We start from the raw sequence: 20,049 nt of genomic DNA, 5'->3' as shown, positions 1-20,049 counted from the left end.
TGATAAATCGGAAACAATAAAGAGTGTATTGGAGCTCTCTTTAAAAGTATTACCCCTGTTACAGTTCAATTTGTAACAGGGGTAAACTTTGTGTTTAGGGGGGCTTTTGACACCTGCTAATTATTTATGGCCGGCTCGTTTCTTTTTAGTATCCGAAAATCTGTTCTTGGGTCAATTCTTCAATAGGACCTACAGCTTTCAATTTATCCAGCTCCAAATCTTTCTTATCTCCCAGGATGCAATAAACATACGTACGTCCTTTTACCCATTGCTTTTGGAAATCGACAATATCTTTTAGCGACATGTTCTGTATGTCGTTGTAGAGCTTGATGCGCGGGTCTACGTTTTGCCCTAAATCTTGTGCATTGATATAACTCCAGATAATGTCACCTTTGATGATACGTTCGGTGCGCAGACGGTTGGTTAATCCGTCTTTAGCCAGTTTGAAAGCAGCTTCGGATTCCGGCATATTATTGATGATGTCATTAAATGTAGTGACGGCATCAATCATTTTGTCGTTTTGCGTGGCAATCTGTGTACGTAGTACATAGGGATACTTCAAGTAGCTCGGCGGCATTATGCTAGCCCAGGCGGAATAAGCCAATCCACGTGTTTCACGCATTTCCTGGAAGACGATAGAGTTCATGCCCCCTCCGAAGTATTCATCATATAATGCGCGGATAGGTTCAATGGCAGGATCATACTTCTTATCGAGATTGGATATCTGTGCCATGTATATTTGCTTGGCGTCATAAGGAGCTACTAGAACTTTAGTGACGGGAGTTTCGAGATAAGAATACTCGTTTCCGGCAGGAATATCCTTCAGGGCTGCCGGAACCTGATGATATTGGTTGATGGTAGCCAGTAAATCTTTGCTGCTGCTTGGGCCGTAGTATAAAATACGGTGCTTGTAGCTGTTCTGATTGTGAATCCGGTCTACCAGTTCCTGTGGATTCATATTTGTCAGTTCCGCCTCCGTCAGTAGATTGGTGGCAGGGGATTTGGGACCGTACATGGCAAAGCTCATCAAACGGGAGAAGTTCTGTCCCTGATTCAGTTTGGCGTCCGAACGGGCTTTCAGTATATCGCTGGTCATATTAGTATAGGCTTCCTTATTAACCTGCGCATCTGCCAGTAGCTTTTCGAATAATTGTACGGCAGCAGGCATATTCTCATTCAGTCCGGAAAGTACGACATACGTGCGTTCGTTACCCGGAGAAACATAGAAAGTACAAGCCAGGCGATAGAATTCACTTTTCAGTTCTTCCGGTGTCATGTCCGAAGTACCGAGATATTCGAGATAATCGAATGCTGTTCCCAAAGCTTTGTCATGGTTGTTTCCCATATCAAAGACATAAATCAATTGGAACAGGTCATTGGCTACATTCTGTTTGTAAAGAACCGGAATATCCGATTTTGCCTTTAATTGGCTCATATCCTTTTGATAATCGAGAAACACTGGTTCAATCGGTTTGACTGCGCTTTCCTGTACCTCCACAAGGAACGGGCTGGTTACATCACGATTGGTTATGATAGGAGTAATCTCCGGTTTCGTCATCTTCTTTTCGTTCGGGTCTTTTCCTTGCTTTTTGTAGATAACGGCATAATTATCTTCTTTCAGGTATTTGTTGGCGAACGCTACGATGTCTTCTTTGGTCAGTTTGGCCATGCGGTCGATGGCAGTAACTTCATTTTTCCAGTCTGTGCCGTTGATAAATGAGTTGACAAACATATCGGCACGTCCTTCGTTGCTTTCCATGTTTTGCAGTTCACCGAGCTTGAAATTGTTGATGTTCGCTTCCAGCATTTTCTCGTCGAACTCTCCGGCACGGAGCTTCTTGATTTCGCTGAGTAGCAAGTCTTTTACCTCTTCCAGTGTTTGTCCTTGTTTAGGAAGTCCTCCTAGCAGCAATGCAGAGTAATCTGCCAGTCCCATCGGGTAACCGTAACTATTCAAGACCTTCTGTTGCTGGTTCAGGTCAAGGTCGATAAGTCCTGCCTTTCCATTGTATAATACTTGCGAAACGACTTGCAGGATTTCAAAATCCTTGTCGGATACACCGGGGAATCTCCAAGCCAATGCGACGCTTTCGGCATCCGGACCTAACACCTCTTTTACAACAGGTTGCGTGATTGGCGCCTCTTTCGGAAGGTCCAGTTTCGGGAGTTCCGGATTGGGTTTCAATCCACCAAAATATTTATCGATTAATGCAATTGTTGCATCCGGGTCTAGATCGCCAGACATACAGATTGCCATATTGTTGGGCACATACCATTGTTTATAGTAGTTCTTGATATTCGTGATAGAAGGATTCTTTAAGTTCTCCTGTGTACCTAACACAGTCTGCGTTCCATAAGGATGCTTGGGAAAAAGAGAAGAAAAAATAGCTTCCTGTACTTTGCTGTTGTCACGGGTGAGTGACATATTTTTCTCTTCATATACAGCTTCCAATTCAGTATGGAAACCACGAATTACATTGTTTTCAAAACGATCTGCCTGAATCTTCGCCCAGTTTTCTATCTGGTTGGAAGGAATGTCTTCCTGATAGACCGTCTGGTCATACCAGGTATAAGCATTGCTGCCGGTAGATCCGATGGCTGCCATTAATTTGTCATATTCATTAGGGATAGCATACTTGGAAGCTTCGTAAGAAAGGCTGTCGATGGTGTGGTAGATCGCCTTACGTTCCGCTTCATCCGTAGTCTTACGATAAATCTCGAACTGTTGTTCGATTGCATCCAGTAGAGGCTTTTCGGTCGCGTAGTCTTGTGTGCCAAACTTGTCGGTGCCTTTAAACATCAGATGTTCGAAATAATGGGCAAGTCCCGTCGTTTCTGCCGGGTCATTCTTCCCGCCCACTCTTACTGCGATAAATGTTTGTATGCGCGGAGTTTCCTTGTTTACGGTGAGGTAAACCTTTAGTCCGTTGTCCAGTGTGTAAATGCGGGCTTTTAGCGGGTCATTGGGCACTGTTTCGTAGCTATACTTCTTTTGTGAGCTACAGCTGCAAATCACTAATGCCAGGAAGAGTGACAAGCAAGAAAGTTTCAATCGTTTGTTCATAATATGACAACATTTTAATAACAAAAACAAAGGTAGCAGAATTTTGCTTATCTTTGTCCCCGATATCTGAAATTTGTAAATAATAAAATTGTAAATCAAATGATTACTATTGAACAACTTAAAGACGTGAAAGAGCGCACTGATGCGCTGAGGAGGTATCTTTGACATCGACGGGAAGAAAATTCAAGTCGAAGAAGAGCAATTAAGAACACAAGCTCCGGGATTCTGGGATGACCAGAAGAGAGCCGAAGCTCAAATGAAACTGGTGAAAGACCTGCAAAAGTGGATTGAAGGCTACAACGAACTCAAGACATTGGCAGATGAACTAGAACTGGCATTTGATTTCTATAAAGAAGAACTGGTGACCGAGGAAGATGTGGACGCTGCTTACGCCAAAGCTAGTGAAGCGGTAGAGGCACTCGAACTCAAAAATATGCTTCGTGACGAAGCCGACCAGATGGATTGTGTGTTGAAAATCAATTCAGGTGCCGGTGGTACGGAAAGTCAGGACTGGGCTTCTATGCTGATGCGTATGTATCTGCGTTATGCCGAGACCAACGGTTATAAAGCTACCATTGCCAACCTTCAGGAAGGTGACGAAGCCGGAATCAAGACCTGTACTATCAATATCGAAGGTGACTTTGCTTATGGTTATTTGAAAGGAGAGAACGGTGTGCACCGTTTGGTTCGTGTTTCTCCCTACAATGCGCAGGGTAAACGTATGACCTCTTTTGCTTCTGTGTTTGTTACTCCGTTGGTAGATGACAGTATTGAAGTTAATATTTTGCCTGCCAATATCTCTTGGGATACGTTCCGAAGCGGTGGTGCCGGTGGACAGAATGTGAATAAGGTGGAGTCCGGTGTCCGTTTGCGTTATCAGTATAAAGACCCTTATACCGGTGAGGAAGAAGAAATCCTGATCGAGAATACCGAAACCCGTGACCAACCGAAGAATCGTGAGAATGCAATGCGTCAGTTACGTTCTATCTTATATGATAAGGAATTGCAGCACCGTATGGCAGAACAGGCGAAGGTGGAAGCCGGTAAGAAGAAAATCGAATGGGGTTCTCAAATCCGAAGCTACGTATTTGATGACCGTCGTGTGAAAGACCACCGTACCAACTATCAAACCTCGGATGTGAACGGCGTGATGGATGGCAAAATAGATGGTTTTATCAAAGCTTATTTGATGGAGTTTTCTTCACAAGAATCATAAAAAATAAAATTAGCAAGAATTATTTTTGGAAAGTTAATAGATTTGTACTTACTTTGTTAGCGTTGAACTTTAAAGCTAACTATTATGGGTAAGGTGAAGAAAAAAGTAGCAATTAGTAAGAAAGAAGAAGAACAAGCCCAGAAGGTTGTCAAAATAGTGTTCGTCTCATTAATTATTTTGGCATTGATTATGCTGATCGCATTTTCCTTTTTCGGCTGATAAGTTCGCCACAAATTATACGGTTAACCCAGATTGTTTGGTTATTGATAGGATAAATATCAAATCCGATCTGTGTTAATCTGCGTAATTTGTGGCGAACTCTTTGTTTTGTAATGCATTTGTGTTCTCTGTAATATAAATGTAACTTTTCTGTCATTTTCCCGTAGTTAATTTGTCATCTCCGTGTATCCTCACAGTTGTACTTTTGCCGTGAATTTAGTAGCAGACAACTGAAATGAGTAGAATCAGAACAACCGTCGTTATGCTTTTGCTGGCGACAATGGCCTTTGGACAGGCAAAAGAAGATGCAGGGGATGGTAAGATGCTGGATAAACAGACCATGGAGTTTAAGGATTATCTGCCGGAGATTCACGGAACAATCCGGGGAAAGTACGAATACCAGACAGAAACAAGTGAAAGCCGTTTTGAAGTACGTAATGCACGCTTCAGTGTTTCGGGAAATGTGCATCCGATAGTTGCTTATAAAGCGGAAATCGACCTTTCCGATGAAGGCTCTATCAAGATGCTTGATGCGTATGCACGTGTTTTTCCGGTGAAAGACCTGAATTTTACGATCGGTCAGATGCGCGTTCCTTTCACGATAGATGCTCACCGCTCACCACATCAGCAGTATTTTGCCAACCGTTCATTCATTGCCAAGCAAGTAGGAAATGTGCGTGATGTCGGTTTGACGGCTGGTTATACGAATAAAAAAGGTATCCCATTTATTCTTGAAGGGGGATTGTTTAACGGCTCCGGTCTGACAAATCAGAAAGAATGGCATAAAACGCTGAATTACTCCATAAAAGCGCAGTTATTGCCCAATAAGAACTGGAATCTGACACTTAGCACCCAAATGATAAAACCGGAAAATGTGCGGATTAATATGTACGATGCCGGTATCTATTATCAGAATGACCGTTTTCATATTGAGGCGGAATATTTATATAAAATGTACGGTCACGAAGCATTTAAAGATGTTCATGCAGTGAATAGTTTTATTAATTACGATTTACCATTAAAGAAAGTATTCAATAAAATCTCCTTCCTGGCTCGCTATGATATGATGACCGATCATAGTGATGGCAAGATGGATGAAACGACAAAAGCTCTGATTATAAATGATTATGCCCGACATCGTGTGACGGGTGGAATCACGCTAAGTCTTTCCAAAGCTTTCATTGCCGACCTCCGATTGAACTTCGAGAAATATTTCTATAAGAACTCCGGCGTTCCAAAAGAATCGGAACGGGACAAAATCGTGATTGAGTTTATGACGAGATTCTGAAATAAATTGAGACTTGAAAATTGAGAATTAAGAATTGTAGTTTTCTGATACATGATGTGAGATGTCAAACTATCATTTTTTAATTCTCAATTTTCAATTTTTAATTTATCTTTGTGCCATGGCACAGGAAATAGAACGTAAATTTTTAGTTATCGGTGAATTCAAGTCTTCGGCTTTTGCGCAAAGTCACATTGTGCAGGGGTATATCAGTAGTGCTCGCGGGCGTACTGTCCGGGTTCGTATTCGGGATGATAAAGGTTATCTGACAATAAAGGGAGCTTCTAATGCTTCCGGTACCAGTCGTTATGAATGGGAAAAGGAACTGGCCTTATCAGAAGCAGAAGAATTGATGAGGCTTTGCGAACCGGGGATTATTGACAAGATCCGTTATTTGGTACGTAGTGGCAAACATGTATTTGAAGTCGACGAGTTTTATGGTGAGAATGAAGGACTTATTGTGGCAGAAGTAGAGTTGGAATCGGAAGATGAGGCTTTTGTAAAGCCCGACTTTATCGGTGAGGAGGTAACGGGCGACATACGCTACTATAACTCACAGCTAATGAAAAAACCGTATAAAACGTGGTGAGCGTTAACAAATAAACCGTATATTTGTTCTTATATAAAAAAGAGAGCAGTATATGGATATGGAACAGTTGTACAGTTATGTGCCGCGTGAATTGGTTACTTTTGTTTTAGTAACCTTGTTTTCTTTATTAATCGGACTTTCGCAACGTCGAATCAGTCTGAAGCGTGAGGGGGAAACTACTCTTTTCGGAACCGACCGCACCTTTACCTTTATTGGTATACTGGGTTACTTGCTTTATATCTTAGACCCTACGGATATGCGTCTGTTTATGGGAGGTGGAGCGGTATTGGGATTGCTGTTGGGATTAAACTATTATGTAAAGCAATCACAATTTCATGTTTTTGGTGTAACTACCATCATTATTGCCCTGATTACTTATTGTATGGCTCCTATCGTAGCTACCCAACCTTCCTGGTTTTATGTTATGGTAGTTGTGACTGTGCTCCTGCTGACTGAACTCAAACATACTTTTACGGAGTTTGCGCAACGGATGAAGAATGATGAAATGATTACGTTAGCCAAGTTCTTGGCTATCAGCGGTATCATATTACCGATGCTTCCGCATAAGAATCTGATTCCGGATATTAATCTTACTCCTTATTCTATTTGGTTGGCAACGGTAGTAGTATCCGGCATTTCCTATCTCTCTTATCTATTAAAAAGGTATGTATTCCATGAATCCGGCACGTTAGTTTCTGGTATTATTGGTGGATTATACAGCAGTACGGCTACGATCTCGGTACTTGCCCGTAAAAGCCGAAAAGCATCAGAGCAGGAAGCGACTGATTATGTTGCTGCCATGTTGCTGGCTGTTAGCATGATGTTTCTGCGATTTATGATACTGATACTTATTTTCAGTAGAGAAATCTTCCTGTCTATTTATCCATATCTGTTGACTATGGCTGTAGTCGCGGCTATTGTTGCCTGGTTTATCCATTCCCGGCAAAAACGACCGGAAGACCAGTCTGCTGAAACAGAAGAGGATGATAGTAGCAACCCGTTGGAATTTAAAGTTGCTTTGATTTTTGCCGTACTCTTTGTGATATTCACTTTCTTAACTCACTATACGTTAGTGTATGCGGGCACAGGCGGATTAAATCTCTTGTCTTTTGTTTCCGGTTTTAGTGATATAACTCCTTTCATCTTAAACTTGTTGCAAAATACAGGTAGTGTGGCTGCATTGATAATTACTGCTTGTAGTATGCAGGCTATCATTAGCAATATAATGGTAAATATGTTCTATGCTCTATTCTTTGCAGGGAAGGGAAGTAAACTTCGTCCTTGGATTTTGGGAGGATTCGGTGTGGTAATTGCTTGTAATCTCGTTTTGTTGCTGTTCTTTTATATTTAAGAAATAGAGTAATAGGTTCTTTTTCATAGGCTCAAATTCTAGTAATTTATTATTTTGTCGAATATAATCGATAAAATAGAGATATTTTTATCGATTATATTCGATAAAAATAGTCTATATTTGTCGAATATAATCGATAATGTAAAATGGATAAGGAACTGATAAAAGGATTGATAGCTGAATATCAGCAGTTTGTAAAGAGCGTGTCATTCGTGAAACGTGCGGTGACTCTATCTGATAACTTCAATTATGTCTTTGTAGGTTTACGTCGGGTTGGGAAGTCTTATTTGATGTATCAGCAGATACATCATTTAATAGAGACAGGTATTTCACCGGAAGAGATTCTTTTCTTTAATTTTGAGGATGAGCGAATAGCTGGTATGGATACAGAACATCTTGATATGATAAAGAGATGTTATGAAGAGATGTATTCTCATCGTCCTATATTTTTTTTAGATGAAATACAGATTGTACCGCATTGGGAACAATTTGTCCGACGGCTTGCCGATCAGAAGTACAGGGTTTATGTAACAGGGAGCAATGCTAAGATGTTGAGTAAGGATATAGCTACTACTTTAGGGGGACGTTTTATGATTCAATACGTCTATCCTTTCTCGTTTCGTGAGTATTTGTCATCTAACGGTGTTCAATTAGATAAGCTTTGGATTTATAAGAACCGTTCGGAGGTAGTCCGACATTTCGATACTTACTTTCGTTTTGGTGGTTTACCCGAACTGTTAGTGGCCGAGGGACAAGAGAAACGACAATGGCTGAGTAGTCTTTTTAATAAGATATTCTTCGGTGATTTAGTGGCTCGTTATTCTATTCGAAATGATATGGCGTTAAAGGTACTCATTCGAAAACTGGCTGAAAGCGTGAAGCAGCCTTCTTCTTTCACTCGTCTGGCTAATTTAGTATCTTCCACAGGCAAGAAGATTACCACTGATACTATTATAGACTATTTGAATTATCTGGAAGATACCTGGATCATGTTTTCTTTAGAAAACTACGCTAGTAAGTTAGCCGATAAAGTGTCCAATAAAAAATATTATTTTATGGATAATGGAATACTTAGTCTGTTTTTAATGGATCCGGAAACTTCTTTATTGGAAAATCTCGTGGCAGTTACATTAAAAAAACGGTATGGCGATGATTTATATTTCTATCATCGGAATATAGAAGTAGACTTTTATCTGGATGAAGGGCATAAGGCCATACAAGTATCATATAGTTTAAAAGATCCGGAGACTCGAAAACGAGAAGTGAATGCCTTACTGAAACTTGCAGAAAATGTGGCAGTGGATGATCTGTGTATTATTACCAGAGACGAAGAGGAAATGATCGTAGAAGGAGAGAAGACGATTCGGGTTGTGCCGGTGTGGAGGTGGTTGCTGGATGATGAAGGATGAATAAGCTATTCCTGATTTGTAAAGATGCCTGGATAATAAAAATTCAGGACTAAATATTAAAAGAGGGTATGCCAGATTAATGTGCACCCCTCTTTTTTATTATATTTAAAAATCACATGAAATCTTTTATCTAATGATTGCTAGTAACGTGTCTTGTTTTTTACCACTGCCAATCATTTACATTATAAGTTGCTTCTACTGTATTTTCGATATTGTCGGGTAGATTATGGAAGAAATCTATGCCAGTTTCTTGTTCCAAAGCATCAATCGACATGAGATATTTCTTTGGGTCTTTTTTGTCAGGATCATCTTTAAGATTTTCGTGAGGCATATAAAATCCTATTGCTTTATAATTATCTCCGCTACGGAAAAGTACTGCCATAAAGAAATATTTTGGAATAGCTATCTCATTTTTTATATATCCTTTTATCATGCCTTCTCCAATAGTTCCTCCTTTTACAACATATAGTGTATCTGTTGATCTTGAAATGTTATATCCCCATGCTTGTACTTTGTCTTCTCCCGTATTCCAGGCACTTCCACTTTGATTGAATCCGTTACCAGATTGCGGGCTTATGTTTGACATATAGAATGTTTGTTGATTGGCCTCTTTGGAGTACTGTCTGTCTGATGATGCGCATAAATGCCCTCTAGTATATCCGGAATTTGTATAGTCGTTGTGCTTTGCCGCATATTGTGATGGTAATTCAGGATCGGGTTTGTATGCTTCATTACGTCCAACATTTCCGCCTGTTGTATTGTCGAAACGATAAGCTATCCAATAAGAATGTTTATACTTGTAACTGTATTCCAAACTATAAGTTGGGTAATCTTTGCCATTCCGTTTAGTTGTATGAGTGATAAATTGGTTCATACTTCCACCTTTTAACGCTGGAATCTCAAGCATGCTTGCATATCCCGAAGGTTTTTCCGGATCTGGAACAGGATTTGAACCATTGCCTGCTAATTGTTTGAGTGTGAATTTGGCCTCCTCTTTTCCGGCTGTGATTGTAATAATGACACTTCGTTCAGCTCCGGTATTTGCTTTCATATATCCACTGATAGAGCCATTTCCATTGCCGGATGTTCTACTCAATGTACACCAAGTCTCACTACTTGAAGCCTGCCATGTGCCATCAGCTTTTACACGAATGATAAATCCGCCTCCATTGGCATTGATTTGTGTTTGGTCAATAGAGGCAATTCCTTGATTGGTATTGCCTGAGTTGTCTGGAAGTTCAGGCGAATCCTGTTCACTACATGAGATTGCAGTGCTACAAGTTATGAACAGGATGAATAGTTTAAATAATGCTTTTGTCATTTCACTTCTTTAATTAGATAAATAATAGTAGGCAAGTGATCGCTATATCCGTTTAGCCATACACCACCTGCCTGTGTCCGTTTAGGATATCCTTTATATTTTCCTTCTTTTTGGAACATAAAATCACGGCTGAAGATTTCATGTTTATAGAATTTCAGTGTACTGCGGTCAGTGCCCAACAAATTTCCGGTGAATACAATTTGATCGAACAAATTCCATTTACCTTTGTACATCAGAGTTCCATATCCTTTCTTCAAAGTATCCCACCATGGATTGTACAAGTCTGTAGGACCTGCATCAACAGGTTTCCGTTTAGCTCCAAGTGCTACAGCCATACTTTTATCCATCGGGTCATCGTTCATATCCCCCATGATAACAATTTTGGCTGCGGAGTCTTCCCTTAACAGTGAATCTTTGATAGCTCTAACTTGTTCTCCTGCGCGTTCACGTGCTGGAGAAGCGGCAGCTCTCGAAGGCCAGTGATTGACGATAAAGTGCATTTTCTCATCTGCGATATTGCCGCTGGCAATCAGGAAACCACGTGTCTTATGCACTGTATCATTGATATATACATAAGGTACGAGTTTACTATTTGTCAGTTCAAACAATTTGGGATTATAGAAGAAAGCACAGTCCACACCACGTTGATCTTCTCCTTCGTAGTGAACATATCGGTACCCTCTGTCCGCTAAAGCTGGTTGCTTCAGTATGTCTTCCAATACTCTGTAATTTTCGATTTCAGAAACGCCGATAATGGCGGGACCCATTGGCAACTTGTCGGTACTTAACAGGCTTAATATTTCCGACATGTTTTTCAGCTTAGCCTTATACTTCATCGTATTCCACTGATTAGTACCGTTAGGAAGATACTCGTAGTCATTCTTACCTTCATCGTGAATGGTATCAAACAAATTCTCCATATTGTAGAACGCTACACTGTAGAGGGCAAATTTCTTTTCCTGTCCATAGGCCATGAGGACGAAAAGAGCGAGTACACCTAAAGTCATTAAGCTTTTTTTCATCTTTGAAATTGATTTTAAAAGTGGGTAATTTGTCATTTGTATGACAAATATCTAAAAAGAAAACGAAAAACCCACCCTTGCGAGTTACTTTTTTTGTAAAAAACATTGTTATTTATAAAATTCTTTGTTATTTTGCGTAACAGCTTATTTCATTTGTATTGCAAAGCGAAAGACCAATTAACATTAATATAAATTAAATTATGAAACAACGACTAGGGTTAGCGATCGTGCTATTTTGCTTAATGCCAGCACTTTTTGCTCAGCAAAAGGCAAAGCAAAACGCCCGTGAGGACAATGCTTCTTTCATGTTTACAGAATCACAATTGAATGAGGATGATGATGCAGCACAGAGCACATCTGCATTGGTCACTTCTAACAATGATGTTTATCTGTCAAATGTAGGTTATCTGTTTAGCCCAATGAGATTTCGTGTGAGGGGATATGATTCCCAGTATAGTGACATGTATATCAATGGGGTACAGTTTAATGATGCAGAAACAGGACGTTTCAGTTACGGATTAATAGGAGGATTGAACGATGCTACCCGTAATAAGGAGGGGATCGGTCCTTTTGAAATTAACAACTTTACTTTCGGAGCCATAGGGGGAGCTTCCAATATCAATTTACGTGCCAGCCAATATGCGGCCGGTTCAAAACTAACCTTATCAGGTAGTAACCGCAACTATATCTTGCGTGGAATGTATACTTATTCTACAGGTCTGATGAATAATGGATGGGCCTTTACCGGTTCATTGGGATATCGTTGGGGTAACGAGGGAAATATTGAAGGAATCAAGTACAACTCTTTTTCTTACTTCCTCGGTGCAGAGAAAGTATTCAATGATCGCCATAGTCTTTCTTTGGCAACTTGGGGAACACCTACAGAGAGAGGGCAGCAAATGGCGGCAACTGAAGAAGCCTATTATTTAGCAAACAGTCATTATTATAATCCGAACTGGGGATATCAGAATGGAGAAAAAAGAAATGCGCGTATTGTACGCCAGTTCGAGCCATCAGCCATCGCTTCATGGAATTTCACCATTGATGATAATAAGAAACTGGTGACGAGTGCCGGATTCAAATATTCCAATTATGGTAAAAGTGCTTTAGGCTGGAATGGTAATGCAGCCGATCCGCGTCCGGATTATTATAAAAAATTGCCTAGCTCTATCTTCGACGTGTGGGAATCCGTTCCTACTGCCGATGAACTGCAGCAGTTTAATGAGGTTACTGATAATTGGAAGAATAATAAAGCTTATCGCCAGTTGGATTGGGATGCTCTTTATTTTGCCAATAAACAAGCGAATGCATTAGGTAAAGAGACGCTTTATTATGTGGAAGAACGTCACGACGACCAGTTAGCTTTCAACTTGAGTTCTGTATTCAATCATCAATGGAATGAGCGCAATAGCTATGTTGCTGGAATTGCAGTGAATACAACCAAAGGTATGCATTATAAGAAAATGAAAGACTTGCTGGGTGGACAGCTTTATACGGATGTCGACAAGTTCGCAGTACGTGACCATGGCGCTAGTTCCAGCATGGTGCAGAATGACCTCGATAATCCTAACCGTCGTATTGGTGAAGGTGATAAATTTGGTTATGACTATAACATCTATGTGAATAAGCAGAGCGCATGGGTACGTTACCAGGGTAATAATGGTGGATCATTAAATTATTTTGCTTCCGGTAAAATCGGATCTACACAAATGTTCCGTGATGGCTTGATGAGAAACGGACGTGCGCCATTGAAATCACTAGGTAGTAGCGGTACGGCGAAGTTCCTGGAAGGCGGTATAAAAGCTGGTCTGAATTGGGCTATCAATGGCAATCATTCCTTTACGTTGAATGCCGGATATGAAGAACGTGCACCGCTGGCTTACAACTCTTTCATCGCTCCGCGTATTAAGAACGATTTTGTGAGAGATTTGAAAACAGAGCGTATCATTGGTGGTGATTTGACTTACAACTTCAATACTCCTTGGGTGATGGGACGTTTAACGGGTTATTACACTCGTTTCCAGAATCAAGTAGAAATGGATGCTTTCTATAACGATAGCGAAGCACGTTTCACTTATCTTTCTATGAACGGTATTGAAAAGGAACATTGGGGAATAGAAGCTGCTGCTACCTTTAAATTGACAAGTGAGCTGTCATTAACAGCTATCGGTACTTGGAGCGAAGCTAAGTATACCAATAATCCGGATGCTGTGTTGACGTATGAAAGTGAGAATGAGTCAAACCTCGACCGTGTTTATGCTAAAGGTATGCGTGCCAATGGCACTCCGCTTTCTGCTTATAGTCTTGCTTTGGATTATAACGTAAAAGGTTGGTTCTTCAATTTGACAGGAAATTATTATGATCGTGTATATATCGATTTCTCAAGCTATCGTCGTCTTGGCAGTGTATTGGATAAGAATGGTGCCGGTGTAGATGCTAACGGAAATCCGGTTCTCAATGTACCGGGTCAGGAGAAACTGGATGGCGGATTTATGTTGGATGCTTCTATTGGAAAATATATCCGTTTGCGCAATGGAAAGAGCATTAGTCTCAATTTAAGTTTGACTAATATCCTGAACAATACAGATTTGCGTACAGGTGGTTTCGAACAAAACCGTGATGATAATTACAAAGACGGTGACGCACGTGTTTACAAGTTTTCCAAGAATTCTAAGTATTTCTACGCATTCCCGTTCAATGCTTTCTTGAACATTGGTTATAGATTTTAAGAATGTGTAGTTATCAATCCAAAACAAAAAGAAAGGAAGAAACAATTATGAAGAAATTACTATCTATATTATGTATCGGATTACTGCTATGTGGCGCAGGTCTCACTTCCTGTGAGAACTATGATGATCCGGTGACGGGAAATGCTTATGGCAATAATTCGATCCCGGAAGGACGTACGATTTCAATAGCGGCATTGAAAGAGAAATATAATGATTTCATTGATACGAGCAAAGATACTTATACGACTATTGAAGATGAGACACGTATTGAAGGGGTAATTACCTGCGATGATGAAAGTGGAAACTTGTATAAGAAGCTCGTGGTGGCAGATGAAACAGGAGCGATCGTTATTGGTGTTAATGCAACCGGATTGTATGCATTCTGCCCGGTAGGTCAGAAAGTCGTGATTGACTGTAAGGGTTTGCAGATAGGTAGCTATCGTAAACAGGCACAGATCGGAACTGTTTATAATAATGCAGTAGGCCGTATGCCGGAATATGTATGGAAACAACATGTACGTCTGATTAATGAACCTAAATTATACTATCCAGAACTGACACCGATTGAAATTACTACTCCAGCTGATCTTGCTGCTATAGACTTGAAAGAAGCTCCGGTACTGGTTACTTTCAAAGATATAAAACTTTCCGAAGCAGATGGAACAGCGACTTATGCTCCAGGAGATGAAGGTTCAGTAAAACGTTATTTCACTTATGCTGACGGTACGCAGAGTGGAAGTAATCTATTCCTTTATACCAGTGCTTATGCAAACTTCTCAATGGAAGTAATGCCGCAAGGTAGTGTAAATATTACAGGTATTTTGTTGCGTTACAATAACCAGTGGGAGGTTGTTGTTCGTACTTTAAGCGATATCAAACGAAATAATTAATTCAATTAACACATATAATTATGAAAAAGATTCTAAATGCTTTATTCTTGACACTGCTTACAGTGTTCACATTTAGTTCATGTAGTGATGTACCGGCTCCTTATGATATATTGGGAGAAGGTGATGTTCCGGGACTGACGGGTGATGGTACGAAAGAGAATCCATATAATATAGAAGCTGCACAACAGAAACAAGACGGTTCCATAGCTTGGGTGCAAGGATATATTGTGGGTGCTATAGAAAATGTATATGATGATAAAGGGGAATTTGCAGGCAATAAGGCCAGCTTTACAGCTCCTTTTACTATAACATCTAATGTGCTGATTGCTGAAAGTCCAGATGAAACCAATGAAAGTAAATGCTTGCCGGTTAAAATAAAGAATGGAAGTGAACTGTCTACTGCTTTAAACTTGAAAGACCATCCTGAAAATAAAGGAGGAATCTTGTTGATTCAAGGTGAGTTAAGTGCTGGTTTTGGAAAAGCAGCATTGATAAATACAACAGCTGCAGTATTTAATAATAAAGAGATTGGCGAAGAACAAGGTGGAGAAGATTTAGATCCTGATAATCCTCTGGGATTAGATACTTCAGTAGCTCCATTAGTAGATTTATCTAATAATTTTGACGATGTTCAACATCAGGCAGATTATTCAAAAGCTGGTTGGATTAATAAGGCTGTTAAAGGAAATAGAATTTGGCAAGGTGCTATTTATGATCCTCAAAAATATTTGGCAGCTTCAACTTATGGGGTAAATAGTGGTGAGACAGCAGAATATTGGTTTGTGACTCCTTATTTTACAGTTAATGCCGATAAGCAATTTACTTTTAAAGCTACTGTAAATAAGTATTCTGAAACAATGTCTCTGAAGGTATTCTTCTTGCAGATGAAAGATGGTAAAATGGAACGCCATGAAATATCTGTTACTGGTATCCCTACTTCTGGTACATATCAATGGACAAGTGATTTAAAGGTAGATTTAAGTACTTATGCGGGGCAGAATGGTTTTGTTGGTTTCCAGTATATGGCAATGCGAGGTGAAGAGGTACAGACTTATGGAATTGATGATATTTTGTATGGTGAAGGAGGCGGAGAAGTTCCTGGACCGGGAGAAGGTACTGAATTGTTAACTAATGGAGGTTTTGAAAACTGGGCTGATGGATATCCGACGGGTTGGAAGTCTGTATCTACAGCAAGCAGTGCAACTCTAGAACAGTCTACTGATAAGCGGAGTGGTACATCGTCTGTTTTAGTAAAGGGAGACCCATCAAGCAATAAGCGACTAGGTAGCATAGAAATGACATTGAAGGCTGGTACTTATGTGTTTTCTGCTTATTTTAAGGCTGCTACAGCTGATAAGACTAGTGCTCGTTTGGGGTATGTTCCAATTGATGAAGCTGGTAAACCTGGAAGTTATGTATATGATGAATATGTAAATGAGATCACTAATGCGGATTGGGTTACAAAAAGTTACACATTTTCTTTGACAGAAGAAAAGAAGATATGTTTGGTTGTTATGAATCCTAAAAGTCCGGGAAAAGATTTGTTGATAGATGATGCAAGTTTGAAAACTGAAGATGGAGGTATTGTAGGAGGTGGAGGAGTAGACCCGGAGCCAGAACAAGGTAATTTGGTGATTAATCCAGGATTTGAAAATTGGACTGCGGCTTTACCTACGGCATGGGATAATGCAACTTACAATACAGGTATCACCAAAGAAGCATCAATAGTGCACGGAGGTAACTTTTCCGTGAAACAGGATGCAACAGCTACCAATAAACTTCAACAGGAAATAACAATTGAAGGAGGAAAAACTTATCGAATATCATATTGGTATTTGGATAATACTCCAAATGCAAGAACTCGTCCGTGGATATTCTGGGTAGATGGAACTACTACTTTGAATGATCATGTTAATGATTTACGTCCTAGTACTTATTCTGTTGATAATGTAGAGTGGCAACAGTATTCTAAAACATTGCTAGCACCAGCTACAGCAAATAAATTACGTTTTGAAGTGAGAACTTATAAAGAAGGCGATAATTCTGGATTTATTTATTTTGATGACTTTGAAGTTGTTGAAGTGAAGGAATGACATACATTTTATGACAATAAGTTAATTGCAATCTTTTAATCTAAGTTTAACATCTCTCTTGTTCTATTCTTATCCTGGAAAGAAGAATGAGAGAGATGCTAATTTTATGAGTTTCTCATATTTGTTCGTGAAGCTTGTATGGCTTATTTAAATGAATTTATTTGATAGATATAATTTCGTCCATTTTGTTTGATTATAATAATACAATATATGAATTATAGATTTTTATATTGGGGGTTGAGTCTGTTATGTATAAGTTTCTGTGCTTGTGATAAAGATGATAATAACGACTCCAATAATTTTGCCACTGGCATCGTAGAACTACCTGCACTTCGCAATGGTGCAAACGATGTGTTTGTAACACACTACACCACTTTCAATGGGCAGAAAGTAACCTCTTTCAGTATGGAATACGATAAGAGTAAGAAGCATTCCCGTTGGGTTGCTTTTCGATTCGATAATCAAACTAGACTGCAAGGGGCAACTCGTGGCGATAATTTTATTCCGGACCCTTCTCTTGATACGGAATATCAGCGTACTCAAGTAGATTTTGGGAAAAAAGGTTATGATAGAGGGCATCTTTGTGCTTCTGCCGACAGACTTTATCGACAAGAAGCTAACGACCAAACCTTTTATTACACGAATATGAGTCCGCAACGGAACAATTTTAATACAGGTGTTTGGTTGGCATTGGAAGGGCAAGTACAGTCATGGGGGCGTAGCTGTACAGCTTCAGATACCTTGTATGTAGTAAAAGGCGGAACGATTGATAAGGAAGAACAAGTCAAAGAATATATAGGTGGCGACCGTAGCAAGCCTGTTCCTAAATATTATTATATGGCTTTGTTGTTTAAAAAGGGAGATTCTTTCAAAGCAATTGCTTTCTGGATGGAACATACGGACAGCAAACCGTCAAAAACAATAAAACTTGTTGACTATGCATTATCAATAGATGAACTGGAAGAAAAGACAGGAATTGATTTCTTCCCAAATCTGAATGATAATCTGGAAAATGCACTTGAGGCTACGTATTCAACAAAAGCGTGGCCGGGATTGGAATAAGATCACCACGTTAATAATAACAGTCTCTTTTCAAGGCGGGGTATACTTCAGGATTCTACCACCCATTTTTCGATATTACGGGTTTTCTCACTGAAGTTAATTCCTATCTTGAATAGTTTCCGTCCATCCGCTTCGAAAGGTAGCGCATAGCGTTTGTCATTAATTTGCTGCAAAGCCTCTTCTGCTGTTCCGTTTAGCTTGAATTCCATTATATAAATGAACTTCTCTGTCTGTAGTACGAGATCTATACGCCCGTCATTAGTGTGGTATTCCACCTTGGTATAGAAGCCAACCAGCTTGAAAACGATGAAAAGTACGTTCTCATAATGTAGTTCCTGCTCCCGGATTACTTCGTAAGTCGTATCGGCAAAGAAACTCTGCAGGCGGTGGAAGAAAGAATCATAATCTCCCGTTTCTACTTCACGGACGAATTTTTGAACTTCAAATGGGGATTCCACCTTATTCACATTCGCGTAAAAAGGAAGCAGAAAGCGAATGAATCCTTCTTCTACTTCACGGTTGGGGAAACCTAAACGGTATATGCCAAAACGTTCGTCATATCCTTTAATGGTGAGGTATCCGCTTTGGTAAATCACTGGAATCGGGTTGGTTGATTCGGAGTCGATGCTATTCAGTACTTGTGCATCAGTTTCTTCGTGTGCCATCCGTTCCAGATCATAATGATGCTTTTTTAGTAACTTAACCAGATAGGTAGGTGTGCCCGTTTCAAACCAATAGCTACCGAACTCTTTATATTTGAAAGCATTGAGCAGACTAAACGGATTATATATGCCGATAGAATTATGCGTAAAGTGATAACCGTCATAACAGTCTTTTAATTCTGTACAGAGCCTATCATATGTTATTCCGCGTGCATCTGCGAATTCATGAAGTTCTGTTTCCAGATTTTCGTGAATTTCCTGGTCGCTGACACCGCAGATTTCAACATAATCCTTCCGCATTGATATGTCATCCAGATTATTCAAGTCGCTGAACACGCTGACTTTGCCGAACTTGGTGACACCGGTCAAGAACGCGAACTTTATGCACCCATCCATTGTTTTAAGTGCCCCATAAAAAGGTTTTAAAGTATCCCGGAATTTCTTTTGTAGCTCTTCGTTACCGATGGCTTGCAGCATAGGTTTATCATATTCATCTACCAGAATGACTACGCGCTGTCCTGCCTGCTTGCAGGCGCGTTCAATGATGCCGGCGAAACGCAGGGAAAATGACCGTTCGGATGGCTCGGCTCCATAGAGCTTTTCCCAAGCAGTCAGCGATTTTTCGAGTATATTATCCAGGCTCTCCAGAGTGTCATATTTCTCGATATTAAGGTCCAGATGTAGTATCGGATATTTAATCCAATCCTTTTCCAACCTTTCTACAGCCAGTCCTGCAAACAGTTCTTTTTTTCCTTGAAAATAGGCTTCAAGAGTAGAGATGAGCAGACTCTTTCCGAAGCGGCGCGGGCGGCTTAAGAAATAATAACTACCGGTTTTTACCATTTGATACATCAATGCCGTTTTATCAATATAGAAATAACCGTCATTACGAATCTTTTCGAAATTCTGTATACCAATGGGATAAATTTTAGTGCTCATATACTCCGGTTTTATAAATCAATTACACAAAGGTAATAAATTTCCGGGTACTTCATAGCTTTTAAAAAAAGGAAAGTATAAGTATAGTTGCTTTTAACTGAATGAGGTGTAGAAAACAGTACGTACTGTTTGTGCAGAAATGAGTTAAACGTTGCGCTAATGAATGGGTCAAGGGTGAGGGATGGTGAGGGTAGATTT

Annotated in this window: 14 protein-coding genes; 10 read left to right on the top strand and 4 right to left on the bottom strand. The window is 39.9% G+C overall.

The window, feature by feature from the left end; all coding sequences use genetic code 11:
- Nucleotides 1-145: 145 nt before the first annotated feature.
- Nucleotides 146-3,064 carry a M16 family metallopeptidase gene (locus KSX81_RS09720; RefSeq protein WP_004322333.1) on the bottom strand — a complete coding sequence of 973 codons (2,919 nt, stop codon included), beginning with the start codon at nucleotides 3,062-3,064 and terminating at the stop codon, nucleotides 146-148.
- A gap of 99 nt (nucleotides 3,065-3,163) precedes the next feature.
- Here KSX81_RS09720 and prfB point away from each other — a divergent pair.
- From prfB to KSX81_RS09690, 6 genes are all read left to right on the top strand, one after another.
- Nucleotides 3,164-4,280, top strand: a protein-coding gene (gene prfB, locus KSX81_RS09715) for a peptide chain release factor 2 (protein ID WP_143256892.1) whose coding sequence is annotated in 2 segments (ribosomal slippage) — nucleotides 3,164-3,226 and nucleotides 3,228-4,280 — 1,116 coding nt in all. Because the reading frame shifts where the segments join, the coding sequence is not laid out codon by codon here.
- An 84-nt stretch (nucleotides 4,281-4,364) separates the two neighbouring features.
- A complete protein-coding gene (locus tag KSX81_RS09710; RefSeq protein ID WP_004299554.1) occupies nucleotides 4,365-4,499 on the top strand; it encodes a hypothetical protein in 135 nt (44 codons plus the stop codon).
- Nucleotides 4,500-4,734: 235 nt separating this feature from the next.
- Nucleotides 4,735-5,787, top strand: coding sequence for a porin (locus KSX81_RS09705; RefSeq protein WP_044919045.1), 1,053 nt, complete (start codon nucleotides 4,735-4,737; stop codon nucleotides 5,785-5,787).
- A gap of 118 nt (nucleotides 5,788-5,905) precedes the next feature.
- Entirely contained in the window at nucleotides 5,906-6,373 is a 468-nt protein-coding gene (locus KSX81_RS09700) for a CYTH domain-containing protein (RefSeq protein WP_004322328.1), read from the top strand.
- A 58-nt stretch (nucleotides 6,374-6,431) separates the two neighbouring features.
- Nucleotides 6,432-7,724 carry an MgtC/SapB family protein gene (locus KSX81_RS09695; RefSeq protein WP_032852763.1) on the top strand — a complete coding sequence of 431 codons (1,293 nt, stop codon included), beginning with the start codon at nucleotides 6,432-6,434 and terminating at the stop codon, nucleotides 7,722-7,724.
- Nucleotides 7,725-7,870: 146 nt separating this feature from the next.
- A complete protein-coding gene (locus KSX81_RS09690) occupies nucleotides 7,871-9,133 on the top strand; it encodes an ATP-binding protein (protein ID WP_004299558.1) in 1,263 nt (420 codons plus the stop codon).
- Between the two features lie 160 nt (nucleotides 9,134-9,293).
- On the opposite strand, the gene KSX81_RS09685 is transcribed toward KSX81_RS09690, so the two are convergent.
- Both KSX81_RS09685 and KSX81_RS09680 read right to left on the bottom strand, forming a co-directional pair.
- Complete coding sequence (locus KSX81_RS09685) at nucleotides 9,294-10,454, bottom strand: DNA/RNA non-specific endonuclease (protein WP_004299559.1); 1,161 nt, start codon at nucleotides 10,452-10,454, stop codon at nucleotides 9,294-9,296.
- Nucleotides 10,451-11,476, bottom strand: a complete 1,026-nt coding sequence (locus tag KSX81_RS09680; RefSeq protein ID WP_004299560.1) for an endonuclease/exonuclease/phosphatase family protein — start codon at nucleotides 11,474-11,476, stop codon at nucleotides 10,451-10,453. Before KSX81_RS09680 ends, KSX81_RS09685 begins: the two co-directional genes overlap by 4 nt.
- A gap of 200 nt (nucleotides 11,477-11,676) precedes the next feature.
- On the opposite strand from KSX81_RS09680, the gene KSX81_RS09675 reads away from it, so the two are divergent.
- The 4 genes from KSX81_RS09675 to KSX81_RS09660 all read left to right on the top strand — a co-directional run bounded on the left by KSX81_RS09675 (nucleotide 11,677) and on the right by KSX81_RS09660 (nucleotide 18,250).
- Entirely contained in the window at nucleotides 11,677-14,205 is a 2,529-nt protein-coding gene (locus tag KSX81_RS09675; RefSeq protein ID WP_004299561.1) for a TonB-dependent receptor, read from the top strand.
- Between the two features lie 47 nt (nucleotides 14,206-14,252).
- The gene (locus KSX81_RS09670; protein ID WP_004322324.1) at nucleotides 14,253-15,095 is read left to right on the top strand and encodes a DUF5689 domain-containing protein; all 843 of its coding nucleotides are present in this window, start codon (nucleotides 14,253-14,255) and stop codon (nucleotides 15,093-15,095) included.
- A gap of 20 nt (nucleotides 15,096-15,115) precedes the next feature.
- Complete coding sequence (locus KSX81_RS09665) at nucleotides 15,116-17,188, top strand: DUF6359 domain-containing protein (protein WP_004322322.1); 2,073 nt, start codon at nucleotides 15,116-15,118, stop codon at nucleotides 17,186-17,188.
- A 210-nt stretch (nucleotides 17,189-17,398) separates the two neighbouring features.
- Nucleotides 17,399-18,250 carry a DNA/RNA non-specific endonuclease gene (locus tag KSX81_RS09660; RefSeq protein WP_004299565.1) on the top strand — a complete coding sequence of 284 codons (852 nt, stop codon included), beginning with the start codon at nucleotides 17,399-17,401 and terminating at the stop codon, nucleotides 18,248-18,250.
- Nucleotides 18,251-18,297: 47 nt separating this feature from the next.
- Here the strand turns inward: KSX81_RS09660 and KSX81_RS09655 are convergent, their stop codons facing one another.
- On the bottom strand, nucleotides 18,298-19,851 hold the full coding sequence (locus tag KSX81_RS09655) for an ATP-binding protein (protein WP_004322320.1): 1,554 nt from the start codon (nucleotides 19,849-19,851) through the stop codon (nucleotides 18,298-18,300).
- Nucleotides 19,852-20,049: the final 198 nt, after the last annotated feature.

The organism is Bacteroides sp. MSK.18.37 (genome assembly GCF_019129155.2).
Lineage (GTDB): Bacteria > Bacteroidota > Bacteroidia > Bacteroidales > Bacteroidaceae > Bacteroides > Bacteroides ovatus.
This window is presented reverse-complemented; position numbering and strand designations above follow the sequence as displayed.

Bases quoted from the DNA above. Each gene is read 5' to 3' on its own strand.
- KSX81_RS09710 (WP_004299554.1), top strand. From the start codon at position 4,365: ATGGGTAAGGTGAAGAAAAAAGTAGCAATTAGTAAGAAAGAAGAAGAA.
- KSX81_RS09685 (WP_004299559.1), bottom strand. From the start codon at position 10,454: ATGACAAAAGCATTATTTAAACTATTCATCCTGTTCATAACTTGTAGC.
- KSX81_RS09700 (WP_004322328.1), top strand. From the start codon at position 5,906: ATGGCACAGGAAATAGAACGTAAATTTTTAGTTATCGGTGAATTCAAG.
- KSX81_RS09675 (WP_004299561.1), top strand. From the start codon at position 11,677: ATGAAACAACGACTAGGGTTAGCGATCGTGCTATTTTGCTTAATGCCA.
- KSX81_RS09670 (WP_004322324.1), top strand. From the start codon at position 14,253: ATGAAGAAATTACTATCTATATTATGTATCGGATTACTGCTATGTGGC.
- KSX81_RS09665 (WP_004322322.1), top strand. From the start codon at position 15,116: ATGAAAAAGATTCTAAATGCTTTATTCTTGACACTGCTTACAGTGTTC.
- KSX81_RS09720 (WP_004322333.1), bottom strand. From the start codon at position 3,064: ATGAACAAACGATTGAAACTTTCTTGCTTGTCACTCTTCCTGGCATTA.
- KSX81_RS09695 (WP_032852763.1), top strand. From the start codon at position 6,432: ATGGAACAGTTGTACAGTTATGTGCCGCGTGAATTGGTTACTTTTGTT.
- KSX81_RS09680 (WP_004299560.1), bottom strand. From the start codon at position 11,476: ATGAAAAAAAGCTTAATGACTTTAGGTGTACTCGCTCTTTTCGTCCTC.
- KSX81_RS09705 (WP_044919045.1), top strand. From the start codon at position 4,735: ATGAGTAGAATCAGAACAACCGTCGTTATGCTTTTGCTGGCGACAATG.
- KSX81_RS09655 (WP_004322320.1), bottom strand. From the start codon at position 19,851: ATGAGCACTAAAATTTATCCCATTGGTATACAGAATTTCGAAAAGATT.
- KSX81_RS09690 (WP_004299558.1), top strand. From the start codon at position 7,871: ATGGATAAGGAACTGATAAAAGGATTGATAGCTGAATATCAGCAGTTT.
- KSX81_RS09660 (WP_004299565.1), top strand. From the start codon at position 17,399: ATGAATTATAGATTTTTATATTGGGGGTTGAGTCTGTTATGTATAAGT.